At 56.9% G+C, this 22,823-nt stretch carries 15 protein-coding genes; 7 read left to right on the top strand and 8 right to left on the bottom strand.

Features of this window, described 5'->3' with window-relative positions:
* The first annotated feature begins 441 nt into the window (after positions 1–441).
* The 3 genes from thiS to NBH13_RS07655 all read left to right on the top strand — a co-directional run bounded on the left by thiS (position 442) and on the right by NBH13_RS07655 (position 2,474).
* Entirely contained in the window at positions 442–636 is a 195-nt protein-coding gene (gene thiS / locus NBH13_RS07665) for a sulfur carrier protein ThiS (RefSeq protein ID WP_284703045.1), read from the top strand.
* 127 nt (positions 637–763) lie between these two features.
* Positions 764–1,477 (top strand): sulfur carrier protein ThiS adenylyltransferase ThiF, encoded by a 714-nt coding sequence (gene thiF, locus NBH13_RS07660; RefSeq protein ID WP_250779482.1) that lies wholly within the window; start codon positions 764–766, stop codon positions 1,475–1,477.
* Between the two features lie 82 nt (positions 1,478–1,559).
* Positions 1,560–2,474: a thiazole synthase gene (locus NBH13_RS07655; RefSeq protein WP_003833695.1), complete on the top strand. Its 915-nt coding sequence runs from the start codon at positions 1,560–1,562 to the stop codon at positions 2,472–2,474.
* Between the two features lie 127 nt (positions 2,475–2,601).
* Here the strand turns inward: NBH13_RS07655 and NBH13_RS07650 are convergent, their stop codons facing one another.
* From NBH13_RS07650 to NBH13_RS07625, 6 genes are all read right to left on the bottom strand, one after another.
* Positions 2,602–4,116 (bottom strand): amino acid permease, encoded by a 1,515-nt coding sequence (locus NBH13_RS07650; RefSeq protein WP_250779481.1) that lies wholly within the window; start codon positions 4,114–4,116, stop codon positions 2,602–2,604.
* A gap of 586 nt (positions 4,117–4,702) precedes the next feature.
* Complete coding sequence (locus NBH13_RS07645) at positions 4,703–5,209, bottom strand: hypothetical protein (protein ID WP_250779480.1); 507 nt, start codon at positions 5,207–5,209, stop codon at positions 4,703–4,705.
* Positions 5,210–5,541: 332 nt separating this feature from the next.
* On the bottom strand, positions 5,542–7,161 hold the full coding sequence (locus NBH13_RS07640; RefSeq protein ID WP_250779479.1) for an isopeptide-forming domain-containing fimbrial protein: 1,620 nt from the start codon (positions 7,159–7,161) through the stop codon (positions 5,542–5,544).
* Between the two features lie 149 nt (positions 7,162–7,310).
* Complete coding sequence (locus NBH13_RS07635; RefSeq protein WP_250779478.1) at positions 7,311–9,725, bottom strand: DUF7604 domain-containing protein; 2,415 nt, start codon at positions 9,723–9,725, stop codon at positions 7,311–7,313.
* A 388-nt stretch (positions 9,726–10,113) separates the two neighbouring features.
* A complete protein-coding gene (locus NBH13_RS07630; RefSeq protein ID WP_427187769.1) occupies positions 10,114–11,286 on the bottom strand; it encodes a class C sortase in 1,173 nt (390 codons plus the stop codon).
* A gap of 17 nt (positions 11,287–11,303) precedes the next feature.
* Positions 11,304–11,765 carry a hypothetical protein gene (locus tag NBH13_RS07625; protein WP_099571141.1) on the bottom strand — a complete coding sequence of 154 codons (462 nt, stop codon included), beginning with the start codon at positions 11,763–11,765 and terminating at the stop codon, positions 11,304–11,306.
* 297 nt (positions 11,766–12,062) lie between these two features.
* Between NBH13_RS07625 and NBH13_RS07620 the strand changes: the two genes are divergently transcribed.
* On the top strand, positions 12,063–13,556 hold the full coding sequence (locus NBH13_RS07620) for a cation:proton antiporter (protein ID WP_250779477.1): 1,494 nt from the start codon (positions 12,063–12,065) through the stop codon (positions 13,554–13,556).
* 120 nt (positions 13,557–13,676) lie between these two features.
* Here the strand turns inward: NBH13_RS07620 and NBH13_RS07615 are convergent, their stop codons facing one another.
* Positions 13,677–16,844: an FtsX-like permease family protein gene (locus NBH13_RS07615; protein WP_250779476.1), complete on the bottom strand. Its 3,168-nt coding sequence runs from the start codon at positions 16,842–16,844 to the stop codon at positions 13,677–13,679.
* A 263-nt stretch (positions 16,845–17,107) separates the two neighbouring features.
* Here NBH13_RS07615 and NBH13_RS07610 point away from each other — a divergent pair, with 263 nt between their 5' ends.
* Together NBH13_RS07610 and NBH13_RS07605 are read left to right on the top strand one after the other, a co-directional pair.
* Positions 17,108–18,577: an amino acid permease gene (locus NBH13_RS07610; RefSeq protein WP_250779475.1), complete on the top strand. Its 1,470-nt coding sequence runs from the start codon at positions 17,108–17,110 to the stop codon at positions 18,575–18,577.
* Between the two features lie 273 nt (positions 18,578–18,850).
* On the top strand, positions 18,851–19,600 hold the full coding sequence (locus NBH13_RS07605) for a hypothetical protein (protein ID WP_250779474.1): 750 nt from the start codon (positions 18,851–18,853) through the stop codon (positions 19,598–19,600).
* Positions 19,601–19,796: 196 nt separating this feature from the next.
* Here NBH13_RS07605 and NBH13_RS07600 read toward each other — a convergent pair whose 3' ends face one another.
* Positions 19,797–21,998: an alpha-galactosidase gene (locus NBH13_RS07600; RefSeq protein WP_250779473.1), complete on the bottom strand. Its 2,202-nt coding sequence runs from the start codon at positions 21,996–21,998 to the stop codon at positions 19,797–19,799.
* Positions 21,999–22,169: 171 nt separating this feature from the next.
* Between NBH13_RS07600 and NBH13_RS07595 the strand changes: the two genes are divergently transcribed.
* Positions 22,170–22,790 (top strand): YesL family protein, encoded by a 621-nt coding sequence (locus tag NBH13_RS07595; protein ID WP_144165887.1) that lies wholly within the window; start codon positions 22,170–22,172, stop codon positions 22,788–22,790.
* Positions 22,791–22,823 lie beyond the last annotated feature (33 nt).

Below are 22,823 nucleotides of genomic sequence, written 5' to 3'. Positions count from 1 at the left end.
ACGGGAGCCGAAAGGCTGAGAGGGAGCTCATAGAGCTTCGACCGAGGACTTGATGCGGGTAATGCCGCCGTAAGGAGACGGGTTGTTCACGCCGCAAGGCGTATCTCATCTTCCGTTCGCGATAACCGAATATCGCGTGATTAGGGTCACGGAGGGGCGCACCACCTCATAGGGTACGGTTCCTTCGGCGACCCTTTTTTCGTACCAACCTTGAGTGTCCGATTCTGCAGAAACGGGCGCACAAGCGGCTCAAATAAGCACCTAAGTGTCCGATTCACCAGAAACGGACATCCGTGGACTGAAATAGATGCCGTGCGTGTCCGATTCTGCAGAATCGGACATTTAGAGACCAAAAATGAACCTCCGGATGTCCGATTCACCAGAAACGGACATTTGGAGTGCAGGAAGCATGTGTCACGACAGGCACAGAAGGGAACCGCAATGATCATCAACGGTAAGGAAGAGGACGTCGCCACGCCAATCACCGTGGCCGAACTGATCGAAAACAAGGGATTGCGCGCCGACCGCGTGGCTGTCGAGCTCAACGGCGAAATCGTGCCTCGCACCCAGCGTACGCAGACGCAGCTCAAGGGCACCGATACGTTGGAAATCGTCACGTTCGTGCAGGGCGGCTGAACTACTTTCAAAATTTCTTGCGATTACGACCGGCGCAATACACGCGTAACAATCGCAAGAACATACAAAACACGGCCAACCCGGCAAAAACAACGCACGAACGGAAAGCGAGAATACGAGAACAACCATGACTTTTGAACCATCCGCATCGCAGGCGCAGATCGACGCCCGCCAGCACGCTTTCGACAACCAGCCCGCCCCGGCCATGCTCGTCAGCCGCGAAGAAATCCGCGCAGCCCTGCTCGACCGCCATACCGCAGCCACGCAAGACAAGCTCGACGCGGCGCACGTGGCCATTTGCGGCTGCGGCGGTCTCGGATCGACGATTGCGGTGGCGTTGACCCGCATCGGCGTCGGTCACCTGCATTTGATTGATTTTGATCGCGTGGATATGACGAATCTGAATCGTCAGCAGTATTTTTTGAAGGATCTTGGGCAGTACAAAACGGAAGCATTGCGCAGTAACTTGCGTCAGATCAATCCTTTTATCGATATCACCATTGATACCGTGAAAGTGACCGACGAGAACGTGCCGACGCTGTTCGACAATGAAGATATTATTTGCGAAGCGTTCGACGTGCCGGAAAACAAGACGATGCTGGTGAACGCCGTGCTTGAGAATCTGCCGAATAAGAAGTTGGTGAGCGCTTCTGGAATGGCAGGATTCCGCAGCTCCAATTTGGTGAATACTCGTCGCGTTTCAAAGAATTTCTACTTCTGCGGCGATGGCGAAACCGCTCCGGTGCCGGGTGCTGGTCTGATGGCACCGCGCGTGGGTGTGGTCGCCTGCCACGAAGCCAATATGATCACTCGCTTGATTCTTGGCGAAGAAGACGCCTGACAGCGGAACGCAACCACAAACGCAACCACAAACGCAAATTACAACGAATAACACGACACTGATCGCATAGTAAGGATTAACCATGAGCACCGAAAACACGATCACCACCGCGGAAAAGGACTTCGCGGCAGCACCGAACGCCACACTCGACGAGCTGGTCGGCACCACCACGAATACCGCACTGCTGCCGGAGCCGGATGCGCACGCATATGACGAAATCGCCACCGGTGACGCCGATCCGCTGATTCTCGGCGGACACAAGTTCACAAGCCGTTTCATTCTCGGATCCGGCCGCTACGATCTGAACCTCATCAAGGCGACCATTGAGAACGCAGGCACGCAGATCGTCACCATGGCGTTGCGCCGCTGCCGCACCACCGAAAACAATCTGCTCGACTACATTCCGAAGGGCATCACCATGCTGCCGAACACGTCCGGCGCACGCAATGCCGAAGAGGCGGTGCGCATTGCCCGTCTCGCGCGCGAAGTCTGCCAGACGGATTTTGTGAAGGTGGAAATCGAACATGAGGCGAAGTATCTGCTGCCCGACAATGAGGAAACCATCAAGGCCACGAAACAGCTGGCAAAAGAAGGCTTCGTGGTCATGCCGTACATGTTCCCCGATCCGATCGCGGCGAAGCGTCTTGAGGACGCGGGTGCGGCTTGCGTGATGCCACTGGGCGCGATGATCGGCTCGAATAAGGGCCTGCGTGCACGCGATTTCATTGAAGTGATCATTAAGAATTCCAATGTTCCGGTGATCATCGACGCTGGTATTGGCCGTCCGAGCCAGGCCGCGGAAGCCATGGAAATGGGCGCGGACGCGGTGATGGCATACACGGCCATCGCTTCCGCCGGCAATATTCCGCTGATGGCACGCGCGTTCAAGAAGGCGATCGAAGCGGGTCGCGAAGCGTATTTGTCTGGCTTGGGCAAGGTTACGGAAGATCATGCCGTGCCGTCCAGCCCGACGAACGAGGCCGACTACATCGGCTGATTTGCGCTGAATCCCATAATGGGGATTCGCGCAAAGACCATACTGAAAAGGGGCGTTTGCCGAACGTACGTGATGCACTCACGTTCGGCGAACGTCCCTTACTTGTATCCTGCGTTACCTGCAAACGCTACTGCTGCAAGGCTTCCTTAAGATCGCGATTCTGGAATCGTTCGTGCAGCAGGCAATATCCGCCGAACGCAACCAGCCAAATCAGACCGGCGATCGCAGAACCAATCGTGTCCGTCGACAGGAACAACGTGACATACACGAGCACAAAGAACGTGATCGCAATCCAATCAAACACCTGCCAAGCGGGCATGACGAAACCGTCCGGCAGAAAATCGCTGCTCTGACGATACCTGTGGTGGGCGAGCATCGTCAGCACGTAAATGAAAATCACCACAGCGCTGGCGGCCGAAGCGAACAGCACGAACGCGCCGGAAATGCCCGGAATCGCGTTGATGATCGGGGAGAACAGAATCATGCAACCCGAAGCGACAATCGCCTTCGCAGGCACCTTGTGGTCGGAAACCTCAGCCAAACGCGCCATCGCAGGCGACTCGGAATCCGAAGCGAGCTGATACAAGTGGCGTCCGGCCGAATAAATCAGCGAATTCAATGCCGACGCGGCAGCCGTAATCACCACAAAGAACACCAGTGCGGCAGCCCAATCAAGACCCGCATATTTGAACACCATGATGAACGGAGATCCGAACGAACCGTCGGAATTCTCGTGGAAGTTACGCCACGGCACAATAGCCATGATCGCGATCAGCGCACCCACGTAGAAGATCAGAATACGCATGATCAGCTCGTTCACGGCCTTCGGCAGTACCTCGCGCGGATTCTGCGTTTCCGACACCGTGACGCCCACGAATTCGATGAGCTGGTAGGCGAAGAACACCATTTGGAAGCTCATGAAGAAGTTCATCCAGCCGTTCGGCGCGAGCTGGAAGCCGTCGGTGATGTTCGTGAGGCTCACCGCGGCGCCCGACACCGTGCCGTCCACGCCTTCGATGTGCGTGGCGGGGTAGCTGAAGCCGATGATCAGCATCACGATGGCGGTAACGATCAGACCGACGATCAGCGTGATCTTGATCATGGAGAACCAGAATTCCGCCTCGCCGAACACTTTCACCGCAATCAGATTGATGCCAGTGAGCGCTACGAGGAAGCATAGTTCGATCAACCACTTCCACGAGTTCAGGTCTATGCCGAATGTGCCGAAGAACGTTACGAAATATGTGCTTACAGCGGTGATTTCGGTCATGCCGGTCAGAATGAGCACGATCCAATACGTCCAGCCGGCGAACTTGCCCCACCCGCGGCCGAGATAGCGCGTGATGAAATTGATGAACGTGTGCTGGCTGGGGTCGCTGTACATCATTTCGCCGATGGCACGCATCAGCAGGAACATGATCAGGCCGACGCCAATGTACACGAAAATGATGCTCGGGCCGGTCAGCGCGATCGACTTGCCGGAGCCTAGGAACAGGCCGGTGCCGATGGTGCCACCGATGGCGATGAACTGGACGTGGCGGTTTTTCAGGCCTCGCTCCATTTCATTGCTTTGGTCGAGGCTTTCGACGGATTTGATGTGCGCGGCGCTTGAGCCCGCGGAATTGGTGTTCTCGGAAGTCATAATGTTCACTACCCTACCCCGCGAACCGCACATTGCGCCCGCCGAAGCTTTGTTTTTGGGCACGTACGCAGATTTTGCGGCACTGGCGCATCCCGTTTGTGACCAACCGTGCCCAGCCGACCACCTTATTCCCGTTTTTTCCACCTCGCCATACCCCCATACTGCCCTATCTCGCCTATATATGGCAGATTCCCGAGGCTGACCGCTGCTTTCTCGCTTATATATGGCACTTGCTCACGGCAAAACACCACTTAGGGGTACGTTTTGGGCGTATTTCCGTAAGCTGTCTGCCATATATATGCGAAATAGCTCATGACACATGTGCAAATCTGCCATATATAGGCGAAATACGCCCAACCGCTCGACCCAAATCGCGCCTTGCTTGTCTGATTCTGCAGAAACGGACACCCACAGCACACTTTCAGTACTCCAGTTGTCCGATTCTGGAGAAACGGACATCCGCAACGCACTTTCGCCGCATTACTTGTCCGATTCACCAGAAACGGACAACTGAGACCCGTTTTTGCCTGTGCACTTGTCCGATTCTGCAGAATCGGACACTTATGAGGCATAACGATGGTCTGGGTCAGACGGTGGCGGCGATTTGCCCGCGCAGTTCGGCGTTCACACGTTCCAGTTCATCGATGCGGCGAGCCTGCTGCTTGATGATGATGCTCGCCGTTCCCGAATCGATGCCGTCGTTGCCTTGCGTGTTGACGGGAATATGTTCCATCGGCCTGTTGGCGATGCTGTCGAGGTTGCGCCTCATCACGAACGCGTGTTCATACCGGTTGACAAGTTGCGCGATGATCTCGCTGTCACTCATGTTGCCGCTGCCGGCCACGGATTTGATGGCCGACGTTTTCCAACGGTCAACGCACCGTTCAATGCGCTTGTATCCGATGAGATCCGGCGGAAGTCCCGCTTCACGGAAGATTTTGGTCGGCGATTCGCCCGTCAAGTAGCGGATGGTGCACACTTGCTTGAACGAATCGGCGTAGGTGATGCGATTGCGCGTTACGTTGGCGACCGCCGGCAGTCCGCGCAATAGTTGGATTTCCTCGTCGCTGAATGCTCCCCCACCTCGTGCCATGACACCCGCCTTTCCTCTGTTTTCATGGACGTGCTTGCGATTGTAGGGTGGTATTGTCGCGAAATACCCCCACCCGTAACCCCTGTATGGTTGCTTTTTAACGACTGTTTTGCCACCTAGTTGCCACTTGCGGATACCTTTTTCATGCCGGATTTCGCCGTTTGGTACCGAATTTCACCCGCTTCGATCCCATATTGCCCCATACAAAACCTTCACCCCTAAAAAGTATGGAAAGGCACGAAAAGACATGAAAAGCGGGCATCCACGGATGGTTTCCGCGAATGCCCGCTTATTTCGTTTTTGCGCTTATTGTTTCAGCGATTGAGCGCGTATCAGCGCATGCGCTGGCGCGACTTGAGCGCGACGGCAACGCCGGCACCTGCCACGAGCAGCGCCACCACGGTGAAGAGGGTCGTACCCGCAGCACCGGTGAGCGGCAGCTGGGTGACGTTCTTCACGTTCTTGACCTTGATCACCTTGTCGACGGTGCTGGCAAGGCCAAGCTTGTTATTGTCCGTGGTCAGATTGTAGGTGACCGCGCCATCGTTAGCGATCGCCACTTTGATGGTGAACTCCGGCACGATGTTCTTGGCGTAGCCGGCAACGAAACCGGTTTCCTTGAAGGTGTACTTGCCTGCGGCGAGACCGTTCAGCACGACCTTGCCGTCGGCGCCGGAAACAACGGCTGGGGAACCGCTGACATCGAACTTGTACACACCGTTCACGCCGGTTGCAATGTTCGAGAACTTCAGCGGAGTGCCTTCGGCCTTGTCTCCTGCGTACACGTTGAAAGTTGCGCCTGCGAGCTTGCTGGTATCGGTGTCAACGCCGTACTTCAGGAATTCGAGATTACCGGTGTACAGTGTCACGGTCTTGCCAGCGCCGTCGAACATGCCGTCATGGGAGGCCTTGGCTGTGTTGGTGACCCTGTTGGTATTGCCGAGGATCTGATCGTTGACGGTCGCGTTGTAGGTGACGACCAGCTGCTGGCCCGCGTAATCCTTGGCATTGGCGAAGGTGATGGTCGTGGTGGTCTCGCCGGTGTTTTGGTCGACGGTCGAGGTAATCTCATAGTCGTTCGCGACCTTGTTGCCAGCCATCACCTTGATGGAGTCTTTGTGGATGGTCAGGCCTTTGGATGCGACGTCCTGAATGTAATACGGGTAGGAATCGTAGCCGGCTGCGGTTTTCGGCACGATCGCCTTGACGGTGTAGGTCAGCTGCTGGCCAATCTTCACGGTCTTGCCGTCGAACGAGACATTCGGATCAGCTGAATCGACGGTCTTACTGTCAATGGTCGGGGTGTTCTCGTTCTTGGCGACGAACATGCCAACGGCATGGATGGTGCCTTGGCCAGTGCCCTTGTCACCAACTACCTTGAAGTCGCTGGCGATGCCACTCAGCGTGGTTGCGACGATCGCGTTGACACCGGTCGTCTGCTGGTCGTCCTTCATGTACGTATCGGTGACGAGATACCAGCCTTCGCCCAAACCGTTGATCGCAACGTCATCGCCTTTGCCAGAAACCGTGCCATTGGCGTCCGCGCCTTGCGGCACATTCATGTTGGCCGCGAACGCGCGGAACCAAGCCTCGTCGGCGGTGCCGGTCTTCATGGCCACGTATGCGGCCGGGTTGCCCGCATATTCAGCCGGCATGGTCTGCACAGGCTGCTGAGCATTATTGGCCGCGTTCACGGCCTGCTGCACAGCCGTCTTCCAAGCCGTGTCGGTGCCAACCTGCACCGACTTGCCCTTGTTGTCCGTATCCACCGTCAGCGTGGCGAACTTGTAGGCAGAGTACGTATGACCTGTCTGCGAGTTCTTCACCGTGATGGCCGCAGTACCAGCGGTCGTCGCGGCGCCATCAGCCTGTGCGCTGGTTGCGCCCAGGGCCATGCCGCCCAGCAACGTCGCAGCGGCGGCGATGCCTGCGAAAAGTTTCCTCATCTTCATGAGAATCCCCTCTCCTTGTGTTGTTGATGTTGTGTTTGTTTTTGCTAACGGGATCTGAAGCCCAACATGCTCTGGATCCACAAAATTTGTGATGTGCGGCTGGACTGCCCTGTGAAGGTTGGTAGGGCAGTCCAGCCCGAGGAACCGTCTCAGACGAGACGCTTCTTGCTGTTCCAGATGCCAGCCGCGCCAACCAGCAGTATTGCGAGTCCGCCGATCGAGCCGCCAACCAGCAGCCATTGACGATCCGTGGTTCCGCCCGTCAACGGCAACGCCGACACCGCCACATACGTATTGGTGAATGCGATCGGATTGTCGGTTTTCTGCGAGTCGGAAACGTTCTTGCCGTTGTCGTCGAGCAGTTTCGTCACGGATTTCACCGAAGCCGTCCATATGCCGTCCTTTTCGTCAACGGTGACCACGATCTGGTATTTCGCGCCCGAATAGTGCAGGGCTGCGATATTGCCGTTGCTTTCCGTAATGGTGTACGTGTAGTCGGCTTTTCCAGCGTTGTAGGTGATGTCACCGAACGTTGCGGAATGCTGGCTATCCGGGGAATCAGCATCATAGGCGACCGTCACCTTGCACGACGGTTGCGCCTGTTGCGCGCAATCGGACGGCAGCGGCGCGTTACCGTCTGCAGTCAGTTCGAAATCGAACGAATCATCTGCTTTCCAATTGCGTCCTTCGAGGTTTTTCCGCACGGTGATCGCGTTGGACAGCGTCGTAGTCTTCAACGTGTTGGTCAACGTAGCTGTCATATTGCCGCCATTACCGTCACTCTGCCAGACCATGGCTTTGGTGAGGGCCACGCCGGTCGCGTCGGCTGCAGCGTTGCCGTACTGGTAGGAGACCACATAACGGCTATCTTCCGATATTTCCGCCACACTGTAGGTGTATCCGGGCTGCAGGTTGCCGACGGTGGCCGTCCAATTATTCGACGTGTTCAACTTGATCGAAGCTACATTTTCCGTCTGTGCGGTCGCTTCACCGGTCTTCGTACGCTGCAGCTGGACCTTCACCGTGTCATCCGCATGCTTGTTCACATCGTCGGACCACGTTTTGTTGATGGTGATTTGGCCAAGTTTGACTTGCACGACCGGCTTAGCATAGTTAAGCGTCTGCGGTTTGGTGCATTCCGATTCCTGGTCGTTGACGGATGTGACCACGCAGTAGTTCAAATGCGCTTCGGCATTGGAGAAGTAGCCCTGCTTTCCTGCAGATTCGTCACCTGTAGCAGCTTCTCCCGTGTTCGGATATTGCTGCTTGGTTGCGTAGTCCGCATATGCGGCGTCGTTTGGTTTGACCTTGAAGGAGACGTCGATGGTTTCGTTTTTGCCGACAATCATGCCGTCGTCATTGTTGAAGGTCACGGTGATCGTGCGATTGCCGTTGCCGTCGACGTGGTAGAGGGCCGTATATCCGCTTATGGCTGCGCCATTGTTGGTTGCCGTCACATATTTCGTAATGTCGGTGCCGTCTACCGCATTTGCGAAATCGACTGGGTCAACCCATTGCGACAGGGCGTCGGTGATGGAATACGCCCTGATTTTCGCAGTAGTGGTGATGGTGTTGTAGATCTGTTCAAATGCATTCGTCAGATTTTCCGCGGACGTTCCGTCGTATTCCTTGCCGGTGACGGCGTGCGCGCCTTTGGCGAGGTCGCTCATCTTATTGGCGTCTTTCGAAACCTTCACCACGTACAGGGCTGCGTTCCCACGTTCGTTGGCTGCCGCCAGCGCGGCCGCATAGTTGTAACCGTAGCCATCGTCACTGCCGTTGCCGTGGATGTTTCCGTCCGAGCCGTCCGGGTCGGTTTTCCACTGGTAGGAGGGGAACAGTTCCCACCACTCATTGTTAGCCTCGCACGCTGCCTGGGTCTTGTATTCCGGATGCTCCTTCCCCCACGCGAAGCATCCGGAATAGGATGTGCTTCTGAAGGTTGGATTGCCGTCAGACAGGAAGACGATATACTTCTGCACACCAGCACGCCCTGACGATAGACTGTTCGCCGTTCTCAGAGCGTCTTCCCAGTTGGTTCCGCCGTCTGGAGCCGCACTGACAGCCCCGCTGATAGCGTCAGAGGAAGTCGTGAAATTCGAAGTCGTTTGCGCCTCCTTGCTGAACGTCACCACAGCCATCTGCACCTGCTGATTGGGTGAAAGAGCGTTATTCGCACCCGTCAGAAGCTTCTGGGCCAATGCCGTGGCTGCGTTTTTCGCATTCGTGTCACGGGAGCCTTCCATACTGCCGGACTTGTCAAGCACCAGCACAATGTCGGCAGGCACCGCGGCCGTAACCGTGGATGACGAACTATCGCCGGATGCGGTCAGATGCAACGCATACTGATCGCCGTCGCCATCTCCGATTTTGGCAATGCTCTTGCTATTTGCCGGCTGCAAAGTAGAAGTATCGCCAGAAGATGTCTGATCATCTTCCGCAAGAGCGGCGGAAGTGGTGGCGTAGCCCATGCCGCCGAGCATGGCGACCGATGCGAACACAGCCACTATACGTTTGGCAAGTCCTCCCCTGGGCTTCGCCTCATATTCATGTGCATGCCTCATGAGCATCCCCTTAAATCCTGTGCAATCACGCGTCTTACGACGAGCAACCTCTCTTCATGCCAAGATTCGCAACATCTTCTACGTGCCCGGAAAATCCTGACAGTGCTTCAACTCTGGAAGCTAGAGGAAAAGAGACTGCCATGCGTACACCCTAAGTGCGGGAAAGTCGGGTAGCGCACAATCGATGGAAATTGCTGAATTGCAACACAAGTCACCCGCGAAAAGCACCCGACGTCACCGCAAAGAAACGATGGGATAATCACCAAAATGACGCTTCTTCATACTTTCGTAACCATTAGTCAATAATGGAAATCACGCATTTTTTGTGCGCCAACCACGTTTTTATATTCAAATTGCATGTCAGGCATGCCTTCATGCAGCAGCCGCGTCAGCCGCGCTTCGGCCACCAAGCCGCATGTCTGCGAATATGCCACGGCCTACGTCGTAGCCAAACCAACAACGTGCCCAATCCAAGAGTCGCAACACCTGCGATCACACCGATCGTACGAGCGTCCTTCACCGCGTCGTTTTCGGCGGGAATCTCATCTGGAATGGCGGAACGTGTGGCCGAAACCAGCAGACGGTGCGTGTTGACGCCATACGGCGTGCAGGTCATCAGGGTCACACGATCCTCACCAGGCACGATTTTCAGCTGCGACGTGTCGTTCGGCTCGATCACCGTGATACGGTCCACCTGGTAGCCGAGCGTGCGGCCCATCACCTCTATATAGAAGTAGTCGCCGACGCGCATTTCATCGAGCCGCGTGAACATGGCCGCTTCGACCAGTCCGCGATGCCCCGTGAGCACCGCATGAGTGTTCTTGCCTCCGACCGGCAGACTGCTGCCATACAGGTGGCCCGCGCCCGAAGCGAGCGCCGATTCGGAGGTGCCATGGTAGATCGGCAGTTTCACGGAAATTTTCGGAATACGGATCGTACCCATCACGCCACCGCCGGAATCCAACAGACTCTGGTACTCCGCGTCCGCCGAACTGGCGCTTGCGGAACTGGCGTCCGTGGAACCGGCGTCCGCGCCTGTGTCCGCACCACTCTGGTTGTCCGATTCACCAGAATCGGACATCTGTGATCCACTTTCACCCACCTGATTGTCCGATTCCGCAGAATCGGACACGCTGGCACGCGATCCGCCGCGCACATCAGCGAACGGATCCTTCGCCTCACCCAAAATCGGCTGCCCGGATTCCGCAAGCCACTTGTTATAGTCCTGGGCCGCGGCGAACGCGTCATCTGCCTGCGGATACGGCCAGCCCGCAACCGTCTGCGCGGATCTTACCGACGTTTCCGACAGATCACGCGCCGACCAATACTGCAACATTGCCGGGAATCCGCCAATACAAACCGCAGCAACAATCAGCAACGCCGCAACCGCACGCATCGCCAGCATTGTACCGCGTGCGCGACGTCGTTGACGCATTTCGTCGTCAACATCAATCGCCTCTGCAAATGACAGAAAACAGCCAGCCGTCAAAAGTCGACCGTCCACCGAAACTTCCTCGGACGACGGCTGGCGACCGTCATGCCATTCCACCGCTTTCTCCATCTCACGCAAGCGTGCCGTCACCCGACAAGCTTTCGCAGCACACGTTCCAGTTCGTCGATGCGCAATGCTTGCTTCGCAATCAATTCGTCGCACTGGTTGATGATGAGCTGCGCCTGGGTGAGTTTTGAAAGCATATCCTGCGATTCCATTTCCGATGATTGCGCGTCATCGCCCATAAGATCATGATGACGGATGATGCGCAGATCGTCGCGATTGGCACGCTCACCGCCGCGACGGTCGCGTTCCCCCTGCTTTTTCCAGCGTGCAATGCACCGCTCAATGCGTTTGTATCCGATGAGTTTCGGGTCGAGACCCGCCTCGCGGAAGATGGCGGCCGGCGATTCGCCCGCATTGTATCTGCACATGACTTCGATGCGGAAACTGTCAGCATACCGGATATGCGACGCGCTCACGCTTTCCACTGCGGGAAGGCTGGCCAAATATGCGCGCTCCTTTGCGGTGAATTTTCCATCAACCATTCTTCCCTCCCCCTGTATTGCCTAAACAGCTTGGTTCAGAATCATATCGGAGCTTTCCCCATTGGTACCCTCGTTAAAACCCTCGAATAAAGCCCGCCCTTCCCCCAATGAAAAGAAGGAGTTCCATCTTCAAAACAAAAAAGTTCCGCCATTTTTCACAGGTAGCAACGCTCATAGAATTGCCCCCCCCCCCCATAAAATTTACAAAAACTTAACCTTGCCCTAGCGCACCCTTTTGGTACATCATGGGGTATCACATCTCTGAATACCGTCATGCAGACTCACTAGGCTAGAAACATGACGCAAGAGCTCGTTTCATTGACTATCATCATGGCGGTGGCAGCCGTCAGCCCGATTGTGGCGCAGTTGATTCCGGGAAGGTTCATTCCACAAACCGTGCTGCTGCTCGTCACCGGAGCCGCACTCGGTCCGTACGGACTGGGCGTGATCGAGGTGAACGACGCCGTGAAACTCTTGAGCGAACTCGGCATGGCGTTCCTATTCCTGCTCGCCGGCTACGAAATCGACCCGAAACGACTCGCCGGACATCAAGGCAAAGTCGGCCTTGTCACATGGATCATCACCTTGGGGCTCGCCGGACTCGTCGTGACCCTGCTTCCATTCTTCGCAAGGCAAGGCATCGACGGCATCGCCACGGTAATAGCACTTACCACCACCGCTCTCGGCACACTCATGCCGATTCTCAAGGAACGCAACCTCGAAGGCACCCCTATCGGCGACGCCATCATCTCGTACGGAACGTGGGGCGAACTCGGCCCAATCCTTGCCATGGCCATCCTGCTATCCACCCGAACCGGCTGGCAGACCATGCTCGTGCTCGGCGCGTTCCTTGCCATCTGCCTACTGTGCGCAATGCTACCCACGAAAGCACTGAAAACCGGCCATCGCCTGTACCGTTTCCTTACGGACAATGCGAACACGTCATCGCAAACGCTCATGCGACTGACCACATTCCTGCTCATCTTCCTTGTCACCATTTCTGCACTGTTCGAACTTGACGCGGTACTCGGCGCGTTCGCCGCAGGCTTCATCCTGCGCTACATCATTCCCGACGGCAGCAAGTCGCTGGAAATGAAACTGGAAGGCGTCGGCTATGGCTTCCTTATTCCTGTGTTCTTCGTGGTGTCAGGCGCCGCGATCAACGTGCGCGCCGTGGCAGGCCGACCCGCGCTGCTCGTCGCGTTCATCGTAATGCTCATGCTGATTCGCGCGGTGCCCGTATATGTTGCGTTATCGCTCGACAAACGCGAGAATCCGCTGTCATCGCATCATCGCGTCACCGTAGCGCTGTATTGCACGACCGCGCTGCCGATCATCGTCGCCGTCACGTCGCTGGCGGTGAAGGTCGGCACCATGCAAAGCGACACCGCGTCAACACTGGTCGCAGCCGGCGCGATTACGGTATTCCTGATGCCGCTGCTTGGCTCAATCACATATCAGGTGGCCGACGTGCATCCGGTCACCGCGGTTCGGGAGATTGCACACACGCCATCCGATTGGCGGACAATCGTACACGAACATGCGCAGGTGCGTGCGCTGCTGCACCATCAGGACCGGCTCAAGCGTATGGCGGAAACGTTGGACGCACTGGAGACGATGGGAACGATGGGGCATGGCGATGCGGCACATGGCAACGCCGAACGCGATGAACATCGAGCCGAACTTGTGAAACGCGCGCGCCGCGAAATCGACCGGCAGTTGAAGGAACTTGGCCTGGACCCGCAGCTCACCACGCAACTGCCACACAACTACCGTTATCCGAAGAACTGAGACACGAATCCGAGCTTTTCCGGCACTCTAAGTGTCCGATTCTGGTGAATCGGACAACCACAGGGCACTTTCGACGCATTACTTGTCCGATTCTGCAGAAACGGACAACCATGCATGCGACTATTCGACGGACTTGAGAGAACTGATCGGGTCGATGCGGTCAAGTACAGGGTTGACGAGCAGCTGCACGAGTAGCGCGAACGCCATGGTCGCGACAGCCGCGATCACATAGCTCAACGGCTTGCATTCCACTTCGAAATACAGTGCGGGCATGTTCAACGCGGCCGTCAGCAATCCGCCGACGAAACGTCCGAGCGGCAAGCCCAACACCACGCCCATCATGGTGAGCACCATCATTTCGCGATTCACGTAATGATGCACTTCCTTGTCGAAGAAGCCAAGCACCTTAAGTGTGGCCATCTCGCGTTCACGTTCTGACACGTTGGTATTGGCGAGCGTGAACAGCACCACCAGCGCAAGCCCGCCCGCGAGCGCCACGATCAGCGCGACCACCGCGCCCATCAGGTCGAATTTGAAGCTTTCCGCCATGTGCGCGCAGCTCACGGCTTTCATGACCGCGTCATCGTCTTCCAGCTTTCCCGCGTAGGCGGCCTGGGATTCGCCCGACCCTTTGAGCTTCGCGTACATGGCGTTCCACACCAGTTGCCGGTCGTTTGACGATGCGCCATTCGAGGTACCGGATTTGCCGTTTTTGTTGTCTGATTCTCCAGAATCGGACGCGGAAGATGCGGAAGACGTGCCGGATGCAGCAGTGTCGAACAGCTGGTGATAGTAGGTTTCGCTGACGTACACGTCCGATCCGATCACACTGCGGATTACCGCGCTGACATGCGCTTCGGCCTGCGTATCGTCACCGTTGGTCAGCGTTACCGTGTCGCCCGCGTTGACGCCCATCGCGCTTGCCGCGGACTGCGATACGATCACGCCGTCATCGCCCAGGCTTATCGCGTCCTTCGTACCGGAAGTACCATTCGCGTCCGATTCTCCAGAATCGGACATCTGGGACCCGTTTTCACCCGTCTGGTTGTCCGATTCTCCAGAATCGGACAACGAAGACGCAGAGGAAGACGTTCTGGACTTCCCGCTGAACAACGACTTCGCACCATCCACCCAACTGGAACGCACCGGCTGCAACGTGACCATCTTGCCGAACTCGCTGCGTTCACTGTCGGGCACGGCAACCAGCTGAATGCTTTCGCTCCCCGAATCGCCGGTCAAATCACCCGATTCAACGCGCACGTCCATGCTCGACGTGACGCGACCATCCGAAGCGACTTTCTGCCGCATCGCATCAGCGTCATCATCGTTCGCGACCACCATCAAATCGTACTGATACACGTCCTGATACTGTTTCGCGCCCAATGCGGCAACGGTGTCGTTGATCGCAAGTCCGCACACAATCAGCGCGGTGCAGCCGGCCACGCCGCCGACCGTCATGATCAGACGCGATTTGAAGCGGAAAATGTTGCGCGCCGTGACTTTGCCGAGGAAGCTCATGCGATTCCACAACGGCTTGATACGCTCCAGCAGAATGCGCGATCCTGCACGCGGCGCTTTCGGACGCATGAGACTGGACGGCTTCTGCCGCATTTCCTGCGCGCACGCATACACGGTTGCAGCAAGCACGCCGACCACGAACAGCGCGACTCCGGCCGTTCCGTACAGCCAGTCGTATTCCAAGCGTACGTCCGGCATCACATACAGGCCTCGCAATACGACAAGCAGGAACGCTGGAATGCCAAGGAAGCCTACAATCAGGCCGAATCCACCGCCGATCAGGCAGGCGAGCAGCGCGAACAGCAGGTATCGTGAGGCGACCGCAAGACGCCCGTAGCCGAGCCCTGTGTACGTGCCGATCAGCCCGCGATCCTCTTCAACCATGCGCGCCATGGCGGTCAGGCTCATCATCACGGCCACGAGCAGGAACACAATCGGGAATGCGTTGCCCAGCGATTGGATGGATTCCAGATCGGATTTCAGCGAGCTGAATCCGCCGATTTGCGACCGGTCCTGCACATACCAGCGCACTTGCGGAATGCTGTCTTCCATCTCTTTCCGCTTGGATTGCAGCGTCTGTTCGGTTTCGTTTTTCTGCTGGTCCAATTGCGATTGCGCCTGGTCGAGTTGCGCTTTGGCTTCCGCTAATTGCGGGCTTGCGGTAATTGCCGTTTCACGTAGTGTTTCACGGGTTGTTTCGTCGAGGGATCCTGCAGCCGCGCCCGCCTGCATATTGACGATTTGGTCGATTTGCTGGTTGAGCTGACTGCGATTGCTGTCGATCTGCTGTTGCGCTGCGGCGAACTGTTTGTCGGCTTGCGCTTTCGCCTCGTCGATTTGTTTGGTTCCAGCGTCGAGTAGTTCCTGATGGCGTGCTTGCTGGCGATTCTTGCGCACCGTGCCGTCGATACGGTCAGCCACTTCGCTGACGGTATCGTCATAGGCGTCACTGAACGAGTCCTTGTCGGCGGCGCCTTTCACGAGAATGGTGACGGCCGTGTACATGCTGCCGGTCTCACCGTCGGACGGCGCAAAGAACGTGTAGTCGCTGGTGGCGGAGGAACGGAACGCGTTCGTACCCGAATAGCCGTCTGGATTGGTGAGATCCTGCGGGTCAAGCACCACGCCCACAATGGTCAGTTCGGTAGGGAAGCTCGGTGTCTGGTTGTCCGATTCTCCAGAATCGGTCACCCGTGCGGCACTTTTGCCATCCTGCGTGTCCGATTCTCCAGAATCGGACATCTGGGACCCGTTTTCGCCCGTTTGGTTGTCCGATTCTGCAGAATCGGATACAGAAGAAGCAGAAGACGCCGAATCCTGGGGCGTCACCGTAATATGGTCGCCCTTTTTATATCCGGAATCCTTGATGAATTTGCGCGTCACCGCAATCTCGCCGGACTTTTCAGGCATACGGCCACTTTGCAGATACGGCTGGCCAATGCCATTCGTGCCGATCTCCTGCATGGTCACGGTTTTTTTGCCGTTCAGATCGACCGTCACGGTTTGCGAACGTTCGCCCTGCACTTTCGCAACACCGGAAACCTTACGGAGCGCGGCAATATCGTCGTCAGTCAATCCGGCCGTCGACAACACCTGAATATCGTGCAATCCTTGGGTGTCGAAAAAACGATCCGTCGCGAGAAAAGCGTCTCGGCATCCCGCGTAAATGCCGGTAAGCACGGCAACGCCCAGCAATGTGATCATGGCGATGGAGACGAATCGCTTCCACGCATGCAACCACATACGCACCATGTCTTTGACGAATGCCATGACGACCTCCAGCCCCGCAGCGTTCAAGCAGCATCAACCATTGCTCTCAAAACCCTCATTTTATTGGACTATCGAACTATTGAACACTACGAAGCCGAATCCACGCGCTACAGCTACAATCGGGGAAGACGTGCCATGCCAAAAACCATAGGCGCGTCACCTACCACTACTGCCGAACGCAATATCACAAGATCGCCAAACTTTTGCTGAATTTGCCGAATATTGCCGAATATTGCCGAGGCACCCAAGAAGAGGAAGCATTCATGAGCGACGCAACCGTTGCGAAGAAACCGCGCGAAACCGACGATGTGCCGGTTCCGCCGACGCTGCGCAAGTCTTTGAAGAATCGTCATATTCAATTGATCGCATTGGGCGGCGCGATCGGCACCGGCCTGTTCTATGGTTCCAGCGAGTCGATTCAGCTTGCGGGCCCGGCCATTCTGCTCGCCTATCTGATCGGCGGCCTGGCGATTTTCCTGATCGTGCGCGCACTGTCCGAAATGGCGGTCGAGGATCCGAAGGCGGGTGCATTCAGCTATTACGCTACACAGTACTGGTCGAAGCGCGCCGGCTTTATTTCCGGATGGAATTACTGGTTCAACTACGTGCTCGTGGCCATGGTGGAGTTGGCAGTGGTTGGCTCGTTCGTAAATTACTGGTTCCCGAACATTCCGAAGTGGGTGTCGGCGGCGGTGTTCCTGGTGGCCATCGCGGCGCTGAATCTTATGGGCGTGAACAAGTTCGGCGAATTTGAATTCTGGTTCGCCATCATCAAGATCGTGGCCGTGCTTGCCATGATTTTCGGCGGTTTGTATGTGATCATCACGAACGTGCCGACAGCTTCGGGTATTCGCGCGTCGTTCGCCAACTGGTTCACCGTTGACGGCGGATTCCTGCCCCACGGCCTGATGTCTCGCAATGCGGACGGCACGTGGACCGGCCTGCTGATGGCGCTGGTCGTGGTGATGTTCAGCTTCGGTGGCACTGAGCTCATCGGCATCACCGCGGGCGAAACCGAAAATCCGCGCACCACCATCCCGAAGGCCACGAACGGCATTATCTGGCGTATTCTCGTGTTCTACATCTGCGCGCTCGGCGTGATCATGGCCGTGGTCCCGTGGAGCACGATCGACGGCAATTCCAGCCCGTTCGTGCAGATTTTCGACTCGGTGGGCGTGCACGCGGCCGCCGGCATTCTGAATTTCGTGTGTCTGACCGCCGTGATGAGCGTGTACAACTCCGGCCTGTACGCGAACTCGCGCATGCTGTATTCGTTGGCGAAGCAGGGCAATGCGCCCGCGTATCTGGGCCGTCTGAACAAGCGCGGCGTTCCGGTCGGGGGTGTGATCACGTCGGCCATCATTATTGCGATCGCCGTGGTCGTGGTGTTCGTGTGGCCTGATTTCGCATTCAATTATTTGATGTCGATCGCCACGATCGCCGCTGCGATCAATTGGATCATGATCATGATTACGGAAATTAAGTTCCGTCGCGTTGTCGCCGCCGGCGACGGTCCGAATGATTTGAAGGGATTGAAGGGCCAGGAAGCACTTGACAAGCTCACTTTCAAGCTGCCGTTCGCCAAGGTGACGCCATATGTGGTGATCGCGTTCATGCTGCTGGTCGTGGTGCTGATGTGCTTCTCCGCAAGCTATCGCATCGCCGTGGTCGCCGGCGTGATTTGGCTGGCCGTGCTGTTCGCCGCCTATCAGATCACACAGAAGCGCGCCTGAAGTCATAGGGCAGCAATGCGCCCGTGCCTCAAGCGAGGGGTACGGGCGCATTTTGATTTCAGATTACGATTTCAGATTTCAGTTTTTGATTTCCAATCTACGATTCCCGCTTTTCATTGCGTATTCCGCGATCGGCACGTTTCAAATTCCAAATTTCACTTCCGTATCGTAGTTGACTTGCCAAACTTAATCGCTTAAGCTTTTCTTAAGCTTGACACTATACGATGTTGGGCGGGTATCGGCAAGCGGGATTACTGCAGCAAGGAGGCGGCAATGAGCGCGGAATCATACAAGGGCGGCGAAATCAACAGCCAGCAGGCCGAAGCCATCAGCACGCTCGCCTCAGCCAACGAATACAAAGGCAAATCGCGCATCATCACACTGCTCGAACTGCCCTGGGGCCGCAAGTGGAAGTATTTCCGTGACCAACTGCTCGCACGCTCCGCGGCCGCCGTCGCCATCGTGTGCGTCGTCATCTATATCGCAATACAGGTCCTCACGCCGACCGCAACACCGAAACTCTACGTTGCCGTGTTCAACGACGCTGTCAGCCAGCAGGAGGCCGCAACCCTGCAATCGCAGGTCGCCAGCAAACTCGATCTACCAGAGGGGCGCAAGGGCGGCGTGCTCATCGACACCTACTTCTCCAGCGACGAAAACGGCATCAGCAAGCTGCAAACCATGATCGCCAACCATGAAATCGACGTGATCGTGGCCACCCCGAAAACCTATAAGGAGCTGTCCGGATACGGCTATCTGACGAACCTTGATTCGTCGCTGACCAAATCGCAGCGCACGACGCTTTCCAGCGATTTCGTAACGTTGAAGGGGTTCAAGGATTCCGACGACCCCGATTACAACGGCAGCGGCAAAGGCAGGGTGGAACCGTTCGGCGTTTCCATGACGGATTTCAAACGCTGGAGCACGCTGAAATCCGCAAAATCCGATGCAATCATCGGCATTGTGCAGGAATCGCAGAATCGCGGCATCGCACAGCAATTCATTGACTATCTGAACGAATGATAATGAGGATTGCCGGATCTATTTCGTCATTTTCCAACAAATTATCACAAAATAATTCGCATATTATGCGACGTACATTGCAGATTCGTACCTTCAATTGAAAAACGGTACCGTCGATTGAGAACGGTACCGTTTTTCGGTTTCGGCGAAACTTCAGCAACACCTCGGCAAAGCCGATTTCAGCGCGGCAATCGCATTACAGCGCCTCGACCTCAAGCACAATGGCTTCAAGCGGCCACAGCGGCGGCACCTGCAGGCCGATTTCGTTCAGCAGGCGGCCGGAGACCTTGAAGCTGTCCATCTGCGCCGCGGAAATCCATTGCGGGGTGTTCCAGCCCCAACGCACCTCGCCGACCTCGTCGCGCAAACGCACACGGTACATGCAATCGGGGTCCAATCCCGGCATGCGCAGGCGCTCAGTAAGCACGTCACGCAGGTTGGTGACGGTCGCCACCACCCACACGGCCCGCTTGCCGTCGTCGGACACCACACCGCGGCCGCGCAGCGCCGGATCCTTGAAGTCCGCGTGCATCACCGTGCCGTGGTGCAGCACGCCACGCAACTCCTTATACAGCGACACGAATGCGCGCAGCTGCTCAACCTCGTCATCGGAGCATTCAAGAATGTTCCATTCGAAGCCGGAACAGCCTTCCAGCGAAATGGCCGCACGGTAGCTCAATTCGGTGGCACGCCAGGTGGAGCGTGCCGGCGACGGGCCGACATGCGCGCCGATCATTTCCGGCGGCACCACGAGTTCGGTGTAACGCTGAATGTCCACGCGATCGCGCGGATCGTTGGAATCGGATCCCCAAATGCGATCGGCATGCTGCAGAATGCCGGCATCGGTGCGAGCGCCGCCAGACGAGCAGCTTTCGATTTCCAGCTTCGGGAATTGCGATTTCAGATCGTCGAACAGCTTATAGCAGGCTTCCGTCTGCTCGTGCAGACCATAACGGCCGTTGTGCACCGGCTCGGTGACGTCACGATTGTGATCCCACTTGATGTAGTCGATGCCGAGTTGCTCGACCAGTGCCGCCATCTGCCCGCGCACATGCTCGTAGGCGGCCGGATTGGCCAGATCAAGCACATACTGGGTGCGGTAGGAGACGTCTTCACGGTACGGCACCGCTTCAGGCGCGGCGAGGATCCAATCCGGATGCTCGCGGGCGCAGTCGGAGTCGAGGTTCACCATTTCCGGCTCGAACCACAGGCCGAACTGCATGCCAAGGTCGTGCACATGCTTAGCGAGATTGTCGAGGCCGTTCGGCCAGACTTCCGGATCGACCACCCAATCGCCGAGGCCCCTGGTGTCGTCACGACGTTCGTGAAACCAGCCATCGTCAAGCACGAAACGTTCGACGCCGATGCTTGCGGCACGGTCGGCCAGCTTGATGAGCGTGGCTTCGTCATGGTTGAAATACACCGCTTCCCACGTGTTGATGGTGAACGGACGAGGGCTTGACACATGCTTCGGCAGCGAGCGCAGCCACGTATGGAAGCGTGCGGCCATGCCGTCAAGACCGGTTGCGGAGTATGAGAAGCAGACCTGCGGAGCCTCATACGATTCGCCGGCCGCAAGCTGAATTTCACCGGGGCCGAGCAGTTCGCCGGCGCCAATCAGCGTTTCATGGGGCGGCAGATTGTCGATGCGGTACGTCTGATTGCCGCTCCACGCCAGATGGCAGGCCCACACTTCGCCGCTCGCCCACTTCGGTTCGCCGTCGGATGCGATGAACATCCACGGGCTTTCATGGCTGGTTTTGCCGTGGCGACATTCGCGTGTCACGGAACCGGACGGCATAGCAGCGGTACGCGGCTGCTTTTCGAGCGGCCAACGACCGGTGAATTGCGTGAGCGTGTCTGCACGACGGGGCATCGGCATAGTAGATTCCAGCCAATTGACGGTCAATGGCCCGTTTTCGCTGTTTTCGCCGCCATTCGCACCGTCGATATTACTGACGGTCTGTTCGACCATCGCAAGTCCGCCCTTTTTCAGCGAAAGCTTGAGATTGAGACGTACTTTGTTCACGCTATCTTCCGCAGCGACGGTGATTGCCGTCGCCTCGGTTTCGCGATCTTCCGCGGCAAGGAATGTGGTCACGGAAGTCCAGCGCACGAACACCGGGCGTCCGCCACGGTAGGCTTCAAGCCCCGGACGGCCGGCGAACGCTTCGGCGCCTTGTGGCAGCAGCGATGGACGCAGGGCCGCGTCGGGCTTTTCGTTCGGAGGGGTGATTCTCAGCGTCATGGCGTCAAGCTGGGTCAGTGCGGCTTCGTCGGGCGAAAGGCCGAAGTCAGCACCCCAGTATTCGACTTGCGGCATTTCGTCGGTAGGGGTCTTCAGCACGATGCACACGCCATCTCGGCGCAGCACGGCATGGGGTCCCTGATCAAACATCGTTGTCTCCTTCGGGTATGGAAAATGCAAGCCAGGCACACCTGCCCAGCTTTTCAGGCTTTTGACTTTTAACTGGATTCAGTATATATTAAGCGCTTAAGTATTGCAAAACGGCGTGACGCCAACGCAGCCGCTCCGCCGAATTACGAACATGCATTAAAGTGAGGAACCATGGCGAACATCTTCAGTCAAGACAATCCCTTCAACGATCTGATGAGCACCATCGGCGACATGGCCATGATCAGCGTCGCATGGACGGTCTGCTCCATCCCCGTCGTAACGATCGGAGCGTCCACATCCGCCGCCTGTGAAGTCGCACGCGAACTGCAGACAGGCTCGTCCAAGGGCATTTTCCGCAGTTTCTGGGCCGCGTTCAAGCGCCGCTTCCCCACCAATCTCGCACTGACCGCCATTCTTGCGCTGTTCTGGGGACTCGCGCTGTTCGACCTGTGGTATCTGTCGAAGCAATCCGGCAACACCGTCGCGATCCTGTATGGCGTGACCCTCGCGGTGATCGCGGTGATCGGCTCACTGTTCGCCTTCATCCTGCCCCTGTCGGGCCGCAGCAAACTCAGCGTGGGCGAGCAAATCAAGCAATCCGTCAGACTCGCGTTGATGCGCCCTCATATCGCATTTGCGGTGCTTTTGCTGGACATCTGGCCGATTATCGTGGTATTGATAGCACCGCAGCAGACGTTGATGCTCATCCCCCTATTGTGGATTCTCGTCGCGGCCGGAGCGAGCTTCTATCTGCAGATGATGCTCGTACGCAAAACATTCGCCCTCGAATAAAAAATTGCGATTGCCGCAGCAAATGCGCAATCG

It is taken from the genome of Bifidobacterium intestinale (assembly GCF_023656765.1).
In the GTDB taxonomy this organism is placed as follows: Bacteria; Actinomycetota; Actinomycetes; order Actinomycetales; family Bifidobacteriaceae; genus Bifidobacterium; species Bifidobacterium hominis.
Note: the sequence above shows the minus strand (reverse complement) of the source record. Positions and strands in the feature narration are given on the sequence as shown.

Coding starts and splice junctions, on each gene's coding strand:
- thiS (WP_284703045.1), top strand. CDS start 442: ATGATCATCAACGGTAAGGAAGAGGACGTCGCCACGCCAATCACCGTG.
- thiF (WP_250779482.1), top strand. CDS start 764: ATGACTTTTGAACCATCCGCATCGCAGGCGCAGATCGACGCCCGCCAG.
- NBH13_RS07655 (WP_003833695.1), top strand. CDS start 1,560: ATGAGCACCGAAAACACGATCACCACCGCGGAAAAGGACTTCGCGGCA.
- NBH13_RS07650 (WP_250779481.1), bottom strand. CDS start 4,116: ATGACTTCCGAGAACACCAATTCCGCGGGCTCAAGCGCCGCGCACATC.
- NBH13_RS07645 (WP_250779480.1), bottom strand. CDS start 5,209: ATGGCACGAGGTGGGGGAGCATTCAGCGACGAGGAAATCCAACTATTG.
- NBH13_RS07640 (WP_250779479.1), bottom strand. CDS start 7,161: ATGAAGATGAGGAAACTTTTCGCAGGCATCGCCGCCGCTGCGACGTTG.
- NBH13_RS07635 (WP_250779478.1), bottom strand. CDS start 9,725: ATGAGGCATGCACATGAATATGAGGCGAAGCCCAGGGGAGGACTTGCC.
- NBH13_RS07630 (WP_427187769.1), bottom strand. CDS start 11,286: ATGGAGAAAGCGGTGGAATGGCATGACGGTCGCCAGCCGTCGTCCGAG.
- NBH13_RS07625 (WP_099571141.1), bottom strand. CDS start 11,765: ATGGTTGATGGAAAATTCACCGCAAAGGAGCGCGCATATTTGGCCAGC.
- NBH13_RS07620 (WP_250779477.1), top strand. CDS start 12,063: ATGACGCAAGAGCTCGTTTCATTGACTATCATCATGGCGGTGGCAGCC.
- NBH13_RS07615 (WP_250779476.1), bottom strand. CDS start 16,844: ATGGCATTCGTCAAAGACATGGTGCGTATGTGGTTGCATGCGTGGAAG.
- NBH13_RS07610 (WP_250779475.1), top strand. CDS start 17,108: ATGAGCGACGCAACCGTTGCGAAGAAACCGCGCGAAACCGACGATGTG.
- NBH13_RS07605 (WP_250779474.1), top strand. CDS start 18,851: ATGAGCGCGGAATCATACAAGGGCGGCGAAATCAACAGCCAGCAGGCC.
- NBH13_RS07600 (WP_250779473.1), bottom strand. CDS start 21,998: ATGTTTGATCAGGGACCCCATGCCGTGCTGCGCCGAGATGGCGTGTGC.
- NBH13_RS07595 (WP_144165887.1), top strand. CDS start 22,170: ATGGCGAACATCTTCAGTCAAGACAATCCCTTCAACGATCTGATGAGC.